We start from the raw sequence: 20199 nt of genomic DNA on the forward strand, positions 1-20199 counted from the left end.
ATGAGGTGACGGTACAACGTGTTAAGAGGATTAAATACGGCGGCGGCGGGCATGATTGCAAACCAGCGCAGACACGACACCGTGACTAACAATATAGCAAATATCAACACGCCGGGGTATAAAGCGAACGTGGCTATTTCGCGCTCGTTTCCGGAAATGCTCATTTCCTTCGTTGATGAAGGAAAAGCGCCGGCCAAGCTGGTGAAAAGCCTTGGGCGGCTCAACACGGGCGTCTTCGTCGAAGAGGTTCCCCATATTTTCAAGCAGGGGGAGCTGATGGAGACGCGGGATCCGTCCGATTTTGCCATTATATCCAATATTCAAATCGACGGCGTTACCTTCGACGCATCCGGCAAGTACGTTTCTCCCGACGGCGAAGTGACCTACCAGCCGCAGGCGATGTTTGCGACAAGGGATGCGGAAGGCCGGGAACGCTATACGCGGAACGGCAAGTTTACGATCGACGCCGCCGGGCAGCTCGTCACCTCCGACGGTCATCTGGTACTCGACAGCCGGCGCCGCCCGATTCAATTCGACCGCTCCGTCTCCGAAGTGAAGGCGACGGAGAACGGCACATTCATTGACGGCATTACCGGTGCTCCGATCGTGGATGCGAACGGCGATCCGATTTCGCTGATGGTTGTCCGGATCGAAAATCCGAACCGGCTCGTTCGCGACGGCTTCGGAAACTTCCGCTTGCCGGAAGAGGACGATCCTCCTCAAGCGGTGGGACCCGGCGACGATCTGACGGTGTATCAGGGCTTTGTAGAAAGCAGCAACGTCGACCCGATTCAATCGATGACCGATTTGATGGCGGCGCAGCGGGCTTACGAGACGAACCAGCGAATCGTCCAATTTTACGACAAGAGCCTGGAGAAGGCGGTTAACGAGGTGGGCAGAGTATGAACCATTCCATGATTAACGCCTTCGTCTCGATGCAGGCGCTCCAACAGAAGCTCGACGTGCTCGCGCACAATATCGCGAACGTGAATACTACCGGATATAAGCGGCGGGACGCCTCGTTCCAGGATATTTTGACGAACGTTTCGAATCAGCCTGCAACGTTCGAGCGCAACGGGCGGTTAACCCCGCTCGGGCTGCCGCAAGGATGGGGCGCGAAGATCGGACAGGTAGAAATAAACTTGGAGCAGGGCGCGCTCAACTTGACCGGGAATCCGTTCGATATCGGCATCGAAGGCAACGGCCTGTTCGAGGTGCAGACGGATAGCGTAGATGATGCGGGAAATCCTAAAGTCGCATGGACGAGGGACGGCTCCTTCAAGCTAACCCCGACCGGAGACAATCCGGACGAGATGTTTTTAACGACATCGGAAGGCTATCGGGTGTTAAATGCCAATAATCAGCCGATTCGCATTCCGCTCAATTATGAGATCGTCGTAAGAGAGGACGGGGCGATATCCGCCCGGAATTCGGCGGCTCCGGAATCGACTCCGGTGGAGATCGGACGGCTCAAGCTCGTTCGGGCGATTTATCCGCAGGTGCTTATTAACGAGGGAAACAATTTGTTCGGCATGCCTCCTGGAGTAACGGCGGATCAAGTGCTGGAAACCGTGACGGCCGCGAACAACAATATTAACGAATCGACCAGAGTGGCCGTGCGTCAAGGCTTTGCGGAGCAATCGAATGTGAATTTGACGGAAGAAATGACGGAATTGATGACCCTTCAAAGGGCATACCAGATGAACGCAAGAGCGATCACCTCGAGCGATACGCTTATGAGTCTCGCCAATAATTTGCGAGCGTAATTCAAGAAATGCAAGGAATGAATGATTATGCCAAACAGCAGCAATGCAGGACCGAAGGATAAGCCTTCCAAAAAGCGCAATCCGGCCGTCCGCCGAATGTTTACAGTCATTAAATGGATAACATTCCCTATCCTTTGTATTGCCGGGCTTTATGTCGGACTGCGGATCGGTTACGCCAATTTCGGCGGCGGCGACCCGGCGGACGTTTTGCGCATCGATACTTGGAAGCATATGCTCGATTTAGTGTTTGCGCCTGCTTAATAGATCGAACTCCCTCCTGCTTTAGAGGGAGTTTTTTTTCTCATAAGGGAACGGTATAATGATGGGGAATTGCCGAAAAAAGGGCATAAGCCGCTTTTCGTGTAGCGGTTACGCCCCTTATGTGAACCCTCACTACTGCAGATCGTGAAGGGACAATGGTTATTGTATCCGAAGGAGGACTTATTCATGCTTGACGTACGTCAGTTGCAAGAGATTATCCCGCATCGTCCGCCGTTCCTGCTGGTGGACCGCATTTTAGAACTGGAGTCCGGGGTGCGTGCCGTCGGAATCAAGAACGTGACGATGAATGAACCGCATTTCCTCGGGCATTTTCCCGAATTTCCGGTTATGCCGGGCGTGTTAATCATAGAAGCGCTTGCCCAAGTCGGGGCGGCAGCCATTCTCAGCGTTGAGGAAAACAAAGGGAAAATCGCATTCTTCGCCGGAATTGACGGAGCGCGCTTCCGCGGGCAAGTCGTTCCCGGCGACACGCTTCGGCTTGAAGTGGTCATAACCCGCATGAAGGGAACGATCGGCAAAGGAAACGCTACGGCGACGGTCGACGGAAAGGTCGTAGCGGAAGCGGAGCTCATGTTTGCCATCCAGAAATAAGTGTTCGCGAGGAGGATGACCGGATGAATGACAGTGTCATAATGAAGCTTTACCGCAGCTGGCTTAGCGACCCGGCTGTCGATAGCGGAACGAAGGCCGAGCTTCAAGCCTTGGAAGGGAACGATAAGGAAATAGAGGATCGGTTTTATCGCGATTTGGAGTTCGGGACCGGCGGTTTGCGCGGCGTAATCGGCGCCGGAACGAACCGGATGAACCGTTATACGGTCGGCAGAGCGAGTCAGGGGCTTGCCCAATATGTTAATGCGATGGGTATGCAGGAGCCCTCCGTCGTCATTGCGTATGATTCCAGAAATCAATCCCCTGAATTTGCCTTGGAGGCGGCGCTCGTTCTTGCCGGCAACGGCATTAAGGTATACGTATTCGACAGTCTGCGTCCGACGCCGGAGCTGAGCTTCGCGGTACGGTATTTGAACGCTTCCGCCGGCATCGTGATTACGGCAAGCCATAACCCGCCGGAATATAACGGCTATAAAGTGTATGGGCCCGACGGAGGCCAGTTGGTGCCCGGCGCTGCGGAGCAGGTTTTGGCGGAAATTGCTTCAGTGGATATGTTCCGCGACGTCGTAAGAGCGGAGCGTGCTCAGGCGGAAGCGGACGGCAAGCTCGTATGGATCGGAGAGGAGATCGACGAGCAATACAATCAAGCGGTTGTCGGAGCCAGTCCGAACCCTTCGGCCGCGCGCGATGCCGAAGCGGAGGGCGTATCGATCAAGATCGTATATACGCCTCTTCATGGAGCCGGCAATGTGCCGGTTCGGCGGGCGCTTGCGGCGGCCGGCTTTAAGGACGTCCTTGTTGTCCCGGAGCAGGAGCTCCCCGATCCGCAATTTTCGACCGTAAAGTCGCCCAACCCCGAAGAACGCGAAGCGTTCACGCTCGCTCTTCGGTTGGCGGAACGGTCCGGGGCGGACCTGCTTCTAGGCACGGACCCCGACTGCGACCGCGTAGGAGCGGTGGTAAAGGGCGGGGACGGGTCCTACTTCGTGCTGAACGGCAACCAAACCGGGGCGCTGATTGCCGAATATATCATGGAAAATTTATCGGCGCGCGGAGCAATCCCCTCGAATGCCGTCGTCATCAAGACGATCGTAACCAGCGAGCTGGGCGGCGAAGTGGCCCGCCATTACGGCGCTAAAGTGATCAACACGCTGACGGGCTTTAAATACATCGGGGAACAAATGACGCAGTTCGAGCGGACGGGAGAGCACTCATTTATATTCGGATACGAGGAAAGCTACGGATATCTTGCCGGCAATTATGCCCGCGATAAGGATGCCGTTCTCGCTTCGCTGCTTATAGCCGAGGCGTGCGTATATTGGAAACACAAAGGATTATCCATGTTCGACGTTCTGCAGCGATTGTACGAGCGGCATGGACATTATTTGGAATCTTTGCAGGCGAGAACGCTCAAGGGCAAAGACGGCCTTGAGAAAATGCGCGCACTGATGGACGAATGGCGGTTGCATTCGCCGAGCGCCGCCGCCGGAATTCCTGTCGCGGAGAAGCTGGATTATTTGCAGGACGTGCACGGTTTGCCGCTGGAAAACGTTCTGAAATTCAAGCTTGAAGACGGTTCCTGGTTTTGTTTGCGTCCGTCGGGAACCGAGCCGAAAATAAAAACGTATTTTGCCGTAAAGGGTACAAGCGGCCCCGATGCGCAAGCTAAGATGGATGCCCTCGTTCAAGACGTCATGTCGAAGATCGATTCTGCGATTTAATCAATAAGGAGTGTTATTTTTGCTTTCTTCCTACTTCCGCTTGTCGCGGAGAATCAAACCCGTCCTATGGGCGTTGACGATTGCCGGAATATTATGCACACTGCCGCTTGCCTTCCAACGAATCGAAACCGAGCGATCTTCCCGTTCCGTTGAATTTGTATTCGATTATCGCGACCTGCTGGAAGTGTCGGCATTTCGGAGCAAGCCGTCCGAATATACGCTGGAACGTCTCATCGAGATGAAGGAGGCGGGGATTCATTCGATGGCCGTTTACGAGAGCTCGCTCCGCGAGCTGGAGTTAAGCGGCCGGATCCAGTCGCTCTCCTCCTCCGAGGCGGCTATTCTTACAGGCTTCAAGGTCCCCGCCAACGATAAAAGCACATACGTGCTTTTTCTCGGGGACGCGTCGGAGCGGTTAATCCGGCCTTTGGTTGAAGAAGCGTTCTCCGCTTTGCAGGTGGAGGTAACCCCGTGGCAGTATGACGGTCTGCAAGGCCTGAAGATTGCCATGCCGAAGGACCAGGCATCGCTTCAGGCGATGGACCCGGATCCGATTACGATGGCGGAGCTGCAAAAATTAGGGTTTCATCTTGTCATTCGATTGACGGATCAACGGCCTTTTAATCAGGAGCATATGGAGAAGCTTCTTGACGGATTGGCGGAGCGTGGCATCAATCGCATTATATTTGAAGGCTCGGCCGTAACCGGCATGAAGGACAACGCGGAGAAAAACTCTCTTGCCGCAATGGCGGAGATGATGAACGAGCGAGGCATCGGTCTTGCCACGATTGAATTGGCCAAGCCTCAGAAAGGGCTGAATACGCTCGCGTATCTTACCGATTACAATGTCGTTCGTCTGCACTCGCTGCCGGCCAATATGTCGGGAAGGTCGTCTGACGATCTCTCCGACAGGTTCGCCCTAGCCGTTCAGGACCGCAATATTCGAATGATCTTTCTGAACGTCCAAGCGTCGATGGATGCGGAGAACGGCGTGCGCAAGGATACGATCGGCAATGTGCTGCTAAGCTTACGCGGACCGGAAGGCGCCTTGGCGCGCATTCAGAAGGAAGGAAGCACGCTAGGGGAAGCAAAGCCGTTCGTGAAGGCGGATCTGTTCCCCGCCAACGGGGCTGAGCTGCCATTAAAAGCAGTTGCTACGCTCGGTGCGATCGCGTTGATCGCATTGATGTTCGAGCTGTTCTTCCCGCGCCTTGCTTTGGCCGTGTTTGCTCTCGGTCTAATCGGGTCGGCAGGCTTGTACGTGCTGTCCCCTTCGCTTCTGGCTCAAGGACTTGCGCTCGGTGCGGGCATTGCCGCTCCGACGATCGCCATTGTGTTCGCGCTGCGCAGGGCGTCCGCGCGCAAAGCGTCGCATCGCAATGAAGCCGGAACCGCGTTCGGAGCGGCGTTATACGGAGTCAGACTGCTCGCGGTAACGACCGCCGTCTCTTTCGCGGGTATTTTCTATATTGTAGGGCTTCTGCAAGAAGTCAGCTATTTATATGTGCTTCAACAGTTCCGCGGAGTCAGCCTGCTGCATCTTTTGCCGATTGTACTAGCGTTCGGATATTTACTGTTTTTCCATCGGGAGCGGGAGAACGACAACCGGTCGGCGTTGAAGCGGATCGTAGATTTTCTGCAAACCAACGTCACGGTGCTGTGGGTCATCATTGCGGGCATCGGGGGGCTTGCCGTCCTCTACTACTTGTCCCGTACGGGCAACGCCGGCCAAACGTCGGATTTGGAGCGGTTATTCCGCCAGACGCTGCAGGATACGCTGGGAGTAAGGCCGAGAACCAAAGAGTTTTTGTTTGCCCACCCGATCTTCGTTCTGGGGGTATATTTGACCGTATTCGCCCGTCAAAGGCTCGGCTTGTTCCTTATTGCCGCGGCCTCGATCGGACAGCTTTCGGCGGTCGATACGTTCGCACATCTTCATACGCCGGTCTTCATATCTTTCATTAGAGTGATGTATGGCGTAATTTTCGGCGCAATGATCGGCGTTATTCTGACAGCGGTATGGAGAATCGCCGACAAAGGATGGAGAGTATGGGCCAAGTCAATCATAAAAGAATAGTCATCTCCGGCTATTACGGCTTCCGAAACAGCGGGGATGAGGCGGTGCTTCATTCGATTGTATCCGCGCTTCGCGAGGAGAGCGAGCGGCAGGGCGTCTCCGTTACGCCCGTCGTCTTGTCGGCGAACCCGGCGGAGACGGCGCGGATGTACGGCGTGGAAGCCGTACACCGCATGCGCCCCAAAGAGCTGATTTCAGCCGTGCGGAGCGCCGGCGCATTGATCAGCGGCGGCGGCAGCTTGCTGCAAGATGTAACGGGAGTCAAAACGATCCCTTACTATCTTGGCGTCATAAAGCTTGCTCAGCTGATGGGCAAGCCGACGTATGTTTACGCACAAGGCATCGGTCCGGTGCTTCGCCGCGGTTTGTTCGGACCGATGATTCGGTCCGTGCTCCGCGCGTGCAAATACGTATCGGTGCGGGACGAAGAGTCGAAGGAGCTGCTCGCCGCACTCGGCCTGAACGGGAAAGAGGTGCAGGTCGTTCCCGATCCGGTTATGGGGCTCGGGGTGTCGGCCCGTTTACGGAGGTCCGGCGCCGATCGCGGCAAAACTGTCGGTGTATCGGTGCGATTTTGGCGGGAGGACCGTGCGGATCTGGATGCCGTTGCGGTAGGCCTCGCTTTGCTTATGGAACGTTCCGATTGCGGCGTAACCTTTTTGCCGTTTCACTTGCCTTCGGATTTGGATGCCTCTCGAGTTGTGGCGGAAAAGCTGTTATCGATGGGGTTCGGTCCGGATCGCGTAACGGTGCATCCGGGCACGGAGCACCCTGAGGATATGCTGCGGGAAGTATCGCAGTGTGCCGCGCTGATCGGCATGCGGCTGCATTCCTTGATCTATGCGGCCACTTCGTTCATTCCGGCGATCGGCGTATCTTACGACCCTAAGATCGATCAGTTTCTAAGAAGGCTGGGAGACGCGCCGGCCGGGACGACGGACTCGCTGTCGGCGGAGACGTTAGCCCGAACGACATTGGAATGCATTAGGACTGCGGACGCTTGGGCGGCTCAAAGGCGTGAGGCGATCGAACGATTACAGCGGGATTCGCTTGAACCCGCGAAACAAATTGTGCGAGAATTACGTATATAAGGTTGGTCGATAATGGAATTAGACAACAAATTCGAAACCGTTACCGTGTTTGGCATACCGATTTCCAAAATGAACATGCGGCAGACGGTTCGTTACTTAACCGAGGCAGTCCATGAGCGGAACGCGCATCACGTCGTTACGGCGAATCCGATCATGGTAATGGAAGGGCTGCAAAATCCGAGCTTCATGGCCATGCTGAAGAACGCGGATATGGTGGTGCCGGACGGAGCGGGTCTTGTATGGGCCGCTTCCCGCGTCGGCAAGCCGGTAGCGGAGAGGGTCGCCGGCTTCGATCTGGTGCAGGAGCTGTTTAAAGTCGGCAACGAAGAAGGTTGGCGCGTGTTTTTTCTCGGGGCGTCGCAGGAAAACATTGAAGCGGCACGCGACAATATGGCGGTGAAATATCCGGGACTTCGATTCGTCGGGTGCCGAAACGGTTATTTCGGACCGGATGAGGACGACAGCGTAGTGAAGGAAATTGTCGAGGCTGCGCCGGATTTACTTCTGGTGGGGCGCTCGATGAGCACGCAGGACGTATGGATTACGAAATATAAGGACCGGCTGAAGGTCCCGGTCATGATCGGCGTGGGCGGAAGCTTCGACGTTATGTCGGGCCGCATCAAGCGGGCGCCGAAATGGATGCGGGCCGTCAAGCTGGAGTGGCTGTACCGGCTGGCGCAGGAGCCGTCCCGATTGCCTCGAATGACGGTGCTGCCGAAATTCGCGTTAAAAGTGCTCCTTAAGGGAGAAAATATTCGCTAACGGTGGGCTTATATGCTCTGCATACTGAAAACATCGTGAAAACGGATGAAAAACGTTGAAATTGGCAATTCACGCCTCTGGCAAACCCCATGGTAACCGGAGTATAATGGGCACTGTTAGTTCAAGAAGGGGTGGAATTAGAGAAATATGTATTTAGTATATATTCTTGGATGCATTGCCGCGTTGGCGTTTGCCGTAGGGCTGACTCCGCTTGTCAAAAAGTTTGCAATCGCCATAGGAGCCGTTGACATGCCGAATCACCGCAAGGTACATACCCGGGTGATGCCGCGTCTGGGCGGGTTGGCGATTTACCTTGCGTTCGTATGTGCCTTCTTCATCGTGCTTCCGGTGTTGGAAGGTTATAAGGCTCACGTAGTATGGGGGCTGCTGATCGGGGGCACGATTATCACGATTGTAGGGGCTTTGGACGACCGCTTCGAGCTTTCCCCGAAGGTGAAGCTGCTCGGCCAAATTATAGCGGCCGGCGTTGTCGTCGCTTTCGGAATTAAAGTGGACTTCGTCAACCTGCCGTTCGGCGATTCCGCCCAGATGGGCTGGCTTTCGATTCCGATAACGATATTTTGGATTGTCGGCGTGACGAACGCAGTCAATCTGATTGACGGACTGGACGGTCTCGCGGCCGGCGTTTCCGGCATTGCCACCGCGACGATCTTGGTGCTCTCCTTAATAATGGGTAATGTGACCGTTGCGTTGTTGAGTGCCATTTTGCTCGGAAGCATTCTTGGGTTTCTGGTGTTCAACTTCCATCCGGCAAAAATATTTATGGGCGATTCCGGTGCGCTGTTCCTCGGGTTTTGCTTGGCGACGTTCTCCGTACTCGGATTTAAGCAAGCAACGCTCGTTTCGTTCATCGTACCGATCTTTATTCTCGGCGTGCCGCTCTCCGATACGTTCTTCGCGATCGTGCGGCGTACGGTCAACAAGACGGGCATCTCGGTCGCCGACAAAAACCATCTCCATCACTGCTTGCAGAAGATGGGGTTGAGCCACCGCAACACGGTGCTTGTGATTTACGGCATCGCCGCTATGTTCGCGACAAGCGCGATTTTGTTGTCCACCGTAGCGCAGTGGGTTGCTCTGATTGTCGTCGCGGTGACGCTGCTGGTTTTGCAGCTTGGGGCCGAGGCGATCGGAATTGTGAGCAAAAGCAAGCGGCCGTTGATTCATTTCGTGCAGCGGCTGTTTTCGACATCGAAATCTTAATATATTTTATAATATGCTTGATTGAGGCGCCCTACGGGGCGCTTTTTTGGTTTGACCGGGAGTGTCGGCGGCAAATCCCGTCTAAAGTTTTTGGGGTTTCCGGCCGATATATTGAAGTACGCGAAACTTTTTTCACTGGCGGCATGTCTAAAGCAGTAGTGCCAGGAAATGGGTGAAAAGGAGGACGGAACGATTCGGAGAGAGCAAGGGTGGAGCGACGGAATACATACAACCTTGATGGAAGAGATGAGAAGGAGGAATTTTGCTTGAAACGGTTTTATCGCCCGTGGTTACATATCGTTCTGATCATTACGTTATTGGCCAGCTTGCTGCCGATGTCCACGGCTTCGGCAGCTTCGCGGATCAGCATTGTGAGCCTGTACGTTACCGCGTCCCCGAGCGACATCGTGAACGGCCGTCCGAAGGACGACAACAAGGTGCCGCGCGTGACGACAAGCACCATTAACTTAACGGCTACGGTGGAAGGGATCAGCGATGCGCAAATTTCTTCGCTGTACCTCGACATCACGAACGTAACGTCGAATCGGTCCGTCAAGGAAGACGGAATTAAGGCGCAGAAAATTCCGAATTCGTTCGATGTCGTGTTCAACGGCGTTCCGCTGACGGAAGGCTTGAACAAAGTCGTGGTCAAGCTCGGAGAGACAAGCATCGTCGAATCGGCTCCGGGTTGGGTGTACTACACCGCTACGACGAATATTTCGGATTTGACGATTAACGGCGAGCCGTTCTTGGATAATACGATTTATCCGCTCAACCCGGAACAGTCGACCGCCGTTTCGATCCGCGGCGTTGCCCCGAATGCGACGGGCGTCGAGGCAAGCATTAACAACGGATCTCCGGTATCGGGATTTTTCAGTCCCGGCGACGGTATTTTTTCTTTTATCGGCGACGATATCAATAAGGCGACTTCAATCGCGAATTTGAAGCTTACGCCTGGCGACAATCCGATTACGTTCCTTGCGAAGAACAGCTCGAAGGCGTTCCAGCTTGAACGGAACTTGATTTATGACAACGGAAAGCCGTTCGTGTTCGGGGCGAATATTCAGTACGACGCGGACAACAACCCGAATACGGTCGATTGGTCGACCGCTCAGAAGCTCATTACGAATCCGACGGTAAAACAGCCTCGCGTTAAGGTGGACGCCAAGCTGAAGGTTGACCTCGACACGAACGGTCTGCCGCAGTACCGCTATGTAGAGGTTACTTCCGGAGGCGAAAAGTACGGCCCGTTCGATCTGGGTAAGTCCGGCGCCGCCCAGCGGGTTACGGATTTGTTCCCGAAGTCGATTATTGCGGGGCACAGCCAGTTTGATTTTACGGTTGTGGGCACGGCTGTGGATGACGTGAAATTGTATTGGAATACAAACTCGGGCAACGGTTTGGGTACAGCTCTTACTGCCGGTACTGTTTCGGAAGACAAAACATTGAAAATTTTCACATTGCCTGCAAGTATGTTTATAACAACGGATTCTCCATACAAATTGACCGCAACGAAGGCTGACGGAGCCACAGTATTGGGCGAATTCCAAGTGAACGTTAGCACACCCGTCGGAACGACAGTGCCTACGGTTTCGAACATTGATGTAATCAATCCGGGTCCTCCCCAAACATTGGTGGGTCTCAACGCATATAACTTGAAACAAGGCTATGGGACGACGAATCTGCGGGTAACATTTACAGGAGCCGTTCCGGATGCTTCGAAGTCGAGCAAAATCGAAATCGTAAACATGGCCGGAACTACGGTTATGGGAACGCGTACGGTTTCCACTTATAACGGGGGCACTTCATTTGATTTTGTAATGCCTCCAAACTTGGTGCAGGGCGAATACAAAATGCGAGTCTTGTACAATAACAACATTTTGCATGAGCGGTATTTCAAAATCGGCTATCCGGATCCTGCCAATCCGGTTATTACATCAGTAGTAACCAACAAAATTCTTCCGGGCAATGCCGCCAATCCGACCGGAAAAACATACCTATATGTTCAGGGCAACGGATTCGGCATGAACCCGAATACGCAAATTGTTCCGAAAGCTTTTGGAGACAGAACGCTTACATACGTCGATCATAAAGATAACTTGGTTATATTTGAGCTCGACCGGGAATATTTGCCTAACAACACTCAAGACTCTTTAGACAGCGGTACTTACAATGTAGATTTCGATGTTAAGTACGACGTCGACGGGAACGGATCGTTCGATATTACGAAATCGGCCGGTCCGGCAGTTGCGGGTGCAAATCAGGTGCAAGCTGTAACACCGCCTGCTGCGGACTATAAGGACATGACGGTCACTTCTATTAATCAATCGCAAGTGTTGGTCGGAAGCGCGTCTAATATTATTTCAGTTAACGGGAAAAACCTTTCGGATGCCCCTTCCAACCTGCTGCTTGCAAGAATCAGCTTGGAGAACGGAACGTTCACCGGCCAACAAACGGCTGTAACGGTAACAAGCGCCACTTACGATAAAGGTGAATTCACGCTTCCGGCTTTGACCGCCGACAACTATATTCTTCAATTTGTCAGCAAAACGCCGACGGCCGAAACGATCGTTGCCCAGTATCCGTTCTCTGTCGCAAATCCGTCTCCGGCTGCTTTGAATCCAAGTGTGGTCGATCGGGATTTGCCGGATGCGGATCGAGACGGGTATTTGACTTTGACAGGCGCTGGCTTCGGCCGGGATACGGACCTGCTTCAGTTGAAATTTACTTCGGATGCGAACTCGAGCTTAATGTATACGGAGACCGCCAAGAACATCATTAACGGTTCGATTGCGAAGTTTGACGCGCCGTCGGGTATGGGGCAGGGCTCTTATACCGTTAGATTGCTATATGACGGCAACGAGGTCGGAGCCCCGATGAAATATACGGTTTCGCTCGCTGCCCAGCTTCAAGAGAACGCACAATGGTCGAAGAAGAATGAGTACGTCGTTTACGATTTCTCTTCCGTGTTCGACCTCCCGCCGGACCGCCGTCAGGATATGAGCTTCAGATTCTTCAACATTCCGACGGACAACGTTCCGCCGACGACGTTCGTATTTTATTACGAGAACGATACGCTTCCTTACATCAGCCATGCAGCGATCGACAATTCCGGCGCTGCGCTTCGCCTGAGCGAAGGGGCAACCAACGCAATAACCGAAATGCCCGCAACACTATATATTTACGCCAATGCGAAGACGAACAGCATTAACTATTATGTCGGCGAGTATAAACCAAGCTCGACGCCGAAGCGGGCTTCGCGCAACTTTACGATCGACCCGGTTACAGGCTTGCGAAAATTTACGGTCACACTTAACACGTTGCCGAGCGGGCTGAATGACATTACGTTCGTACCGAGTATTACAACGTATACGACGGATAATGATTCCAGCACCGCGCCCGGTGTGCCGACAAGTAAATCGGGTGAGAACCTGGCTGCGAGAAAGCCATATCGTTTTAACGTCTCCAGCACTCCTTATGTAATTGTCAATAACCTGTTTAACGGTATGGTTATCAAATCGTCGGTGGAAATTTCCTGCGGGACGACAAGCAGCACGTTAACCCAGTGTATCCAAGGGCGCCTCGTCAACATCCCGGATTTCACGAAATACCGGATCGTTGTCCAAATCAACGACGATTCATTCACGTTGACGAAGCCGACGGACTTCAAGGACTCTCTGAACCCGGATAAATTTACGTTCTGGTTCGGGCCTGGAAGCGATCATCCGCTGCCGGGAGGTACGGCCGGCGATCTTAAAGAAGGAAAGAACGTCATCAAATTTTTAATTTACGATGTCGGGGGAACAAGGCCGATTACCGAAGCGTCGTACGAAGTGTTCAAGTTCAGCAAGAACGCTCCTGAATTTATCAATATCAAACCGATCGAGTCGGGCGATATTTCTAAGTACATTCAGAGCGAAAATCAGCAGAACAGAGATGCCTATGCGACGAACGAAACGACCGTAGCCTTCAGCGGGCAGTTTGCCAACGCCGAAGAAATCAAATTGACGGTGCGAACGATCGACCCGGTTACGAACCAGACCATCACGCTGTATGACAGAAGACACGGTTCGAATTTCAGCCAATTTGAACCGACATCCAGTAATCCGAATTATTTTGCCGGAATCAATACGCCGCAGGCGGGGCAGTTCACGACTCGTCAAATTACGCTCTCTCCGAAAGGGGATACCGTATTCGAGTTTTCGATCACGAACTCGACGAACATTGTCGTGACCAGAACGCTTACGATTACAAGGGAGCCGTTGCCCTATGTTATTGTCAGCCCGAAGCTGATAAAAAATAACAAGGGGCAGGACCAAGCGAATATTAACAGCAACTATTATGAGATCGAACTGGAAGCGGAGAATGCGGATGATGTGTTGTTTGGCAAAGACAAAGCGGTTCCGCGCCAAGTTATTGATCCGGCAACGGGTCTTCCCAAAACCCATTTCTTTTATGAGGCGCGCGATTTAAAGAACGGCGCCAACACGATTAGTTTTACGGTTACTAGGGGGACGGAAAAGGTAAAGGGCAACTTCATTCTCAACAATGTGAATACTCCGATCGAAGGTGCGCAGTTCAAATCGCCTATAAAGACGAAGCTCTCCGTCTTTAATAAGCAACTGGAGCTTTCTTTCCCTAGGGGAACGGTACTTCGCAGGAACGATCCGTCTGCCGTTAATCAATTTATTACGACGGACCGGCAAATTTTGTTCGGCATCGCAAACAGTATCGACGGACGCGTGAATAAATACAAGCATCCGGCGCCATACGACGGACAGATCGGCAATCCGAACCCGCCGATCAGCTCCGATGCGCGGCTGCTGTTGACCGAACCGACGGGACGCTTCCGCCCGGTTAGCCCGCTCTTTTGGATCGATGCAGGAACCATTTTGTCCAACGAGACGGATTTGCGCAAAGCGCTCAATGGAAGCGGCGAGCTGCCTTATGACGGCGCAGGCTTCTACAATAGAAGTCTGAAGGATTTAGTCGTGCCTTCACAGGTAGGAACATTGACGCTGCAGTACGATCCCACTATTCGTCAGGATGCATGGAAGTACGTCTCTGTGTATCATTACGATATCTATGAAGACTATCGCGGCGTAACCGGCCCGAGATGGCGCAATATCGGCGGCGTGGTCGATCCGAAGAAAAATACGATCACAGTTCCGTTCGAACGTTTCGGTTATTATCAGGTGGTTTATATGGACCAAAGCTTCGATGACGTCATTGCGCATGCTTGGGCGCGGGATGATCTTGATATCCTGTATTCCAAAGGAATTATGCTGAACAAGACGTCGACAAACTTTGTTCCGAACGATCCGATCACGCGCGGCGAATTTGCGACGCTGTTAGTTAAGATTTTCGATATACCGTTAAATTATTCGGAGGATCCGACCTTCTCCGATGTATTGCGAGTCAATCCGCTTGCTAACGGACTTTACGACTATAAGTACATCGAGACGGCTGCTAAGGCAGGCATCGTTCGCGGCGCCGGAGGCGGACGCTTCCAGCCGGATAATGCGATTACGCGCCAGGATGCCGCGGTCATGATTGCCAGAGCTGCGAATTTGAAGCTCGGCACGGATCCTGACAAGGTGTTAAAGTCGCTCCAGAAGCAATTCACGGATGCTAACGGTATCGACATGTACGCCCGCAGCGCAATTGATGCGGTTGTGGGTAAAGGCCTGATCCTCGGTAAAGAAAATGTTCTTTTGGAAGGGCAGAAAAAGGCGACATACCGTTTCGATCCGACGGCAACCTTCACGCGTGCGGAAGCGGCTGCCGTGGCGCTCCGCGTAATGAAGGATCAGAAGAAGGTTCCGAAGTAATAAATACGGCATAAATGGAGCAGCTTACTGGATTTTTTCCGTAAGCTGCTTTTGTTTTTGTGGAATGGAAATGGAAAATGTTAAGCGGTGACGCGGGTGATAGATATAGATATACTAAGTTTCGTAGACGAACGATATATACGCACTTGCAATAAATATTTTTTTGAAAAAACTTTTTTCGCTGAAGGCGCAACTTTTTTAAAACCTTTGCGTTTAATATGTTGAAGCGAAGCGAAAAAGCCTCAAAAATTGCATAGGTAATGCTTCATGCGTCCGGAATCGTACTGAGACATGGAACTTTTTCTCATTTACCTCTTTACGCTGTTTGCCTACCAATGTATAATTGTAAAGTGGCTTTTCTATCTTTGTTTACTAGTTTCTGCGCGCCATTATTAAAATAGGCAGCAGACTCCAAATAACAAACACGCTCAACCTTGGAAAGGGGGTGAATCGGCGATGAGGGAATCGAGCTATATTACAAAAAACATTTCTCACACACCGCACCATAATCGAGGAGGAGAAAAAAAGGTTATGAAGAAAGGTTTATCGCTGCTTCTTGCAGCTTCCATGGCTCTTTCTGCATTCTCGTCTGCAGCTCTTGCAGCTGATCCGATGACTGCACAAGAGAAATTCGACGCATTGAAAGCAAAACAAATTTTCGAAGGTTACCAAGACGGCACTGCAGGTCTTGACAAGCAAATGACTCGTGCGGACTTCGCAACGGTTGTTAAGCGCTTGTTGGGTCTTGAAGAAGTTAAAGGCAATACCTTCACAGACGTACCGGCTGACCACTGGGCAAACGGCGCGATCGAAGCAGGCGTTAAAGCAGGCTACTTCAATGGCCTCTTGGACGCTAAAGGCAAACCGATCTTCAATCCGAAAGGCAGCGTAACGCTTCAAGAAATGGCGAAAGTCTTTGTTGAAGTGCTCGGCCTTGAAGTTGACGAGAACGCAACGGTTGAAGGCACAACGAAGCCTTGGGCAACGAAATACGTAGCAGCAGCAGTTAAAGCTGGACTTCTTCCGGAATCTTCCGATTATACGGTTCCTGCTCTGCGCGAAGCTCTTGTTAATGCTTCCTACACTGCAGAAGATGCGCTTAACAGCGAAATCTCCGCAACTGCAACAGTTAACGCTAACGGTACGGTAACGATCGCTGGCGAAACTACTTTGTCCGAAGTAACTGTTACTGTTAACAAAGGCTCTGACAAAGTTGCTGAAGAGACTGTAGCAGTAGTAGACGGCAAATTCTCCTACACTACAAAAGCTCTTGCAGCAGGTACTTACTCTGCAACTGTAGTTAACGGCGACGAGTCCGCTTCCGTTGAGTTCACGATTGCTGCAGCAGCATTCAAACTTAAGTCTGCTAAAGCTGTCACTAACACTTTGGTAGAAGTTAAAGGCGAAGAAGCTGTGAACGCGGCTAACGCTGGCGCATTCACGATCGTTGACAAAGACGGCAAAGCTCTTGAAGTGAAAGGTGCTACTGTAGCATCTTACGATGCTGACAAGAAGACTGTTGTTGTTGAAACAGCTGCACAAACAGCTAACCAACTTTACAAATTGACTGTTGGCGATAAGACAGTTAACTTTGCTGGTCTGGCTGCAGACACAGCAAAAGCTGTCCTTGACGGCGGCGTAACGGTTGACTTCCAAGAAGCGAAAGTGAAGTTCAACAAGCGCGTTGATATCTCCGGCGCAACTTTCACAATCGCTGAGAAGTATGGCAACAAAACAGCTCTCGAAGTATCCGGTGCTACGCTTGGTTCCGACCAAAAAACCGTCACTTTGGCAACGGCAGCTCAATCCACAGCTCTTTATGAGTTGACAATTAAAGGCGTTAAGTCGATCAACGGCGTAGCTAGTGATGAAATCAAAGTTACGTTTGTTGGTAAGCCTAACTCCACTGCTGATCAATCCGTAACTGGCGCAGTTGCAATCAACGACAAGCAAGTTGAAGTTACCTTCGGCGTGAACGTTGATAAAGCACTTGCAGCTAACGCAGCTAACTTCACTGTTAAAGAGAAGTATGGTTCGCAAGCGGCAATCGCAGTTAAAGGCGCAGAAATGAAGACTGACAGCAAAGACACTGTAGTGTTGACGCTTGACGGCTCCATGAAAGGCGCTACGCTTTACGAAGTAACAGCTGCTAACGTAACAACTATGTTCGGTAAAGCTCTTGGATCCAACAAATCCACGACTTTCGTTGGCGTTGCTCCTGACACTAGCAAGTTGAATGTAACGGGTGCAAATGCTACTAGCAACACAACGGTTCGCGTTAACTTCAACGACGACCTTGCTAAAGAATTGGCTGAGAACACAGCTAACTTCACAATCAAAGAGAAGTACGGCTCTCAAGCAGTTCTTAACGTTGTTAAAGCTGAGTTGAAAGACAGCGACAGCAACGATACAAACAACGGTTCGAAAGTACCTTATGTATTGTTGACTACTGACGCTCAAAAGTCTGCAACATTGTACGAAGTAACTGTTGCTAACTTGACTGACGACGCAGGCAACGCTCTTGACACTAAGACGACTACGTTTGTTGGTAAAGCTGTAGCAGCTAAGATCGACTCCGTATCCGCAGTGTTGAATTCGAACGATGCAACTCAGTTGGAATTGACATTCAACCGTGACGTTGATGCTGATTCTGCAGAAGACATTTCTCACTACTACATTGAAGGTATTGGCTACCCGACATCTGCTTCGAAGGACAGCGACGTTGCAAACAAAGTCAACATTACTGTTCCTAAGACAGAAGACGGCAAGCTTTATACTGTGAAAGTTAACAACTTGTTGAACGTCGACAAAGTTAACATGGAAAAAGAAATTTCCGCTACATTCGTGGGTAAAGGTAACGTTCAAGGTCTTCCGAAGCTTCAAGCAGCAATCGCTGTTGACAAGCGTACGTTGCACCTTTATTTTGACCGCGATGTAACTGGAAACACAGTTTTGAACCGGATCTGGACAGATGCAGCAACTGACGCACAGCCGGCTGGTGAAATTCTTGGCGGCTTGGTCCAAATCAAGCAAAACAAAACTGGTAGTGCTTATGCTTCCTTGACTCAAGCAGAGTCCGAAGTATATGTTGACTCCAACAACAAGAACGTGCTTATCATCCGCACGGACTCCGACAAATTCGCTGGCGGCGTGGATTACAACAGCTTCTTTGTTCAAATCAACAGCACAACGCTAGTTGACCAAGACAACAAAGAAGTTCAGTTCGCAGCAGGTTCCGCTGATGCTGTAGGCCCGGCAATCATTGGTGTAGCTAGCGAAAACCGCAACACTGTGGTTGTATACTTCGACCAACCGGTTAGCGATGTTCAAGCTGCTGACTTCCAAGTTTGGACTGGTACAGGACGTACAGGAACTCAAATTGCTGTAACGAACGTTGTGAAAGTTGACTCCAACACTTACAAGTTGTCCACGGCTAACATGAGCGCTGTTGCATACTACTTGTCTGTACATGGCGCAATTGACGCAAACAAAACAATCGAGTTGATTAAGGATGCTTCCGGATTGCTTGAATTGCAAGCAACAACCGACAGCACATCTGCGGCTGACGTAGCAGAGCTCCAATTCGCTGGTTCTGCTGCAGAAGTTTCCAAGATCACTGATGTTTATGCAGTAGCTCAAGACGATCGTACAGTTGTTATCTACTGGCCGGAAGCTATGAATTCTACTGACGCAGTTGACTTGAACCTGATCAAAGTTGTTGACTCCAACAAAGCAGCAACTGGTAACCAACCTGCAGCAGGTCGTGCCGTTTACAACGCTGATTTGAAACAAACAACGTTGTACTTCACAAGTGATCTGTCTGGTACAAATGGTTACATCGCATTTGACGACTCTATCCGCAATGAACTTGGCACAGCTACTGTTAAAGACGATGTTGCAATCGCAGCATTCGCTGGTGGCAGCGGTATTGTGAAAGAGTTCGCAGTTAATACTGCAGATCACAAAGGTGCAACTATCGCTAGTGCGACTGTTTCCGATGACAAGCAATCTATCACGATCAAGTTTGACCGTGACGTGACGCTTGGCGCGGCAACATATAATGCAGGTCAAACAACTGTAACGGGCGCAACGTACACTAACTTCATTGCTGCATTGACTCTTACTGCTACAATGGCTGACGGGTCCGCATTCGAAGGCGCTGATGTTGCAAGCGTAACGAACGTAGCAAACGATACTAAGACGATCGTTGTCAATTTGAACAATGCTCTTCGTCTCGGAACATCTGCTAAGATCAAAGTTAACACCGGCGCACAAATTGCCGACAAAACTAACACTTTGGCAGTAGTAGATAACGAGCTTACGTTCGGTGTTGACTCTGTAGTAGTGTACGACGCTACAGCACCTGCTGTTCAAGCTGGTAGCGCACTTTCCCGCAACATTGCGGCAAACAGCACTTCCACATTGCTCTTCACAGAAGAGTTGAACGCAACAGCTAAAGCGGCAGTTCAAACTGCACTTACTAACGCAGTTGCAACTGGTACAGCTACTGACCTTGAGTTCACATGGGATGGCGCTAAGCTGACTGTGAAGAACAAAGGCACAACTACAGCTATCACTTTCAACGCAGCAACAGCAACAATTGCTGACCTTAACGGTGTAACTGGTGGCGTAGTAGCACTTAACTAATTAGAAATAAAAAGAAACCAATCACTTCGGTGATTGGTTTCTTTTTGTATGTCCTGTATTTGTATAATTTTTGAAGCAAAAGTCTCGAAAGGATAGTCGATTAGGAAACTGACAATGAACTGATGCAATGGAATGGATTAAGTTGCTTTCAACTCTCAGAAAGTCATTAAAACCAACCGACATATATCC

General features: G+C 51.3%; 11 protein-coding genes. All 11 read left to right on the forward strand.

Features of this window, described 5'->3' with window-relative positions:
• Window positions 1-18: 18 nt before the first annotated feature.
• The gene (locus PT964_RS06275) at window positions 19-906 is read left to right on the forward strand and encodes a flagellar hook-basal body protein (RefSeq protein ID WP_274362479.1); all 888 of its coding nucleotides are present in this window, start codon (window positions 19-21) and stop codon (window positions 904-906) included.
• Entirely contained in the window at window positions 903-1766 is an 864-nt protein-coding gene (locus PT964_RS06280) for a flagellar hook-basal body protein (RefSeq protein WP_274362480.1), read from the forward strand. The genes PT964_RS06275 and PT964_RS06280 overlap by 4 nt, the downstream gene beginning before the upstream one ends.
• A 27-nt stretch (window positions 1767-1793) precedes the next feature.
• Window positions 1794-2027: a DNA-directed RNA polymerase subunit beta gene (locus PT964_RS06285; protein WP_274362481.1), complete on the forward strand. Its 234-nt coding sequence runs from the start codon at window positions 1794-1796 to the stop codon at window positions 2025-2027.
• 186 nt (window positions 2028-2213) lie between these two features.
• The gene (gene fabZ / locus PT964_RS06290; RefSeq protein WP_274362482.1) at window positions 2214-2639 is read left to right on the forward strand and encodes a 3-hydroxyacyl-ACP dehydratase FabZ; all 426 of its coding nucleotides are present in this window, start codon (window positions 2214-2216) and stop codon (window positions 2637-2639) included.
• Window positions 2640-2662: 23 nt separating this feature from the next.
• Window positions 2663-4378, forward strand: coding sequence for a phospho-sugar mutase (locus tag PT964_RS06295; protein WP_274362483.1), 1716 nt, complete (start codon window positions 2663-2665; stop codon window positions 4376-4378).
• A gap of 19 nt (window positions 4379-4397) precedes the next feature.
• Window positions 4398-6455 carry a DUF5693 family protein gene (locus PT964_RS06300; RefSeq protein WP_274362484.1) on the forward strand — a complete coding sequence of 686 codons (2058 nt, stop codon included), beginning with the start codon at window positions 4398-4400 and terminating at the stop codon, window positions 6453-6455.
• Entirely contained in the window at window positions 6428-7546 is a 1119-nt protein-coding gene (gene csaB / locus PT964_RS06305; RefSeq protein WP_274362485.1) for a polysaccharide pyruvyl transferase CsaB, read from the forward strand. Before PT964_RS06300 ends, csaB begins: the two co-directional genes overlap by 28 nt.
• Before the next feature lie 12 nt (window positions 7547-7558).
• Window positions 7559-8308 (forward strand): WecB/TagA/CpsF family glycosyltransferase, encoded by a 750-nt coding sequence (locus PT964_RS06310; RefSeq protein WP_274362486.1) that lies wholly within the window; start codon window positions 7559-7561, stop codon window positions 8306-8308.
• 147 nt (window positions 8309-8455) lie between these two features.
• The gene (locus PT964_RS06315; protein WP_274362487.1) at window positions 8456-9532 is read left to right on the forward strand and encodes a glycosyltransferase family 4 protein; all 1077 of its coding nucleotides are present in this window, start codon (window positions 8456-8458) and stop codon (window positions 9530-9532) included.
• 266 nt (window positions 9533-9798) lie between these two features.
• On the forward strand, window positions 9799-15363 hold the full coding sequence (locus PT964_RS06320) for an S-layer homology domain-containing protein (RefSeq protein WP_274362488.1): 5565 nt from the start codon (window positions 9799-9801) through the stop codon (window positions 15361-15363).
• A gap of 456 nt (window positions 15364-15819) precedes the next feature.
• Window positions 15820-20010: an S-layer homology domain-containing protein gene (locus tag PT964_RS06325; RefSeq protein ID WP_274362489.1), complete on the forward strand. Its 4191-nt coding sequence runs from the start codon at window positions 15820-15822 to the stop codon at window positions 20008-20010.
• The last annotated feature ends 189 nt before the right edge of the window (window positions 20011-20199 follow it).

The sequence above is a fragment of the Paenibacillus thermotolerans genome, from assembly GCF_028745515.1.
GTDB classification, from domain to species: domain Bacteria; phylum Bacillota; class Bacilli; order Paenibacillales; family YIM-B00363; genus Paenibacillus_AE; species Paenibacillus_AE thermotolerans.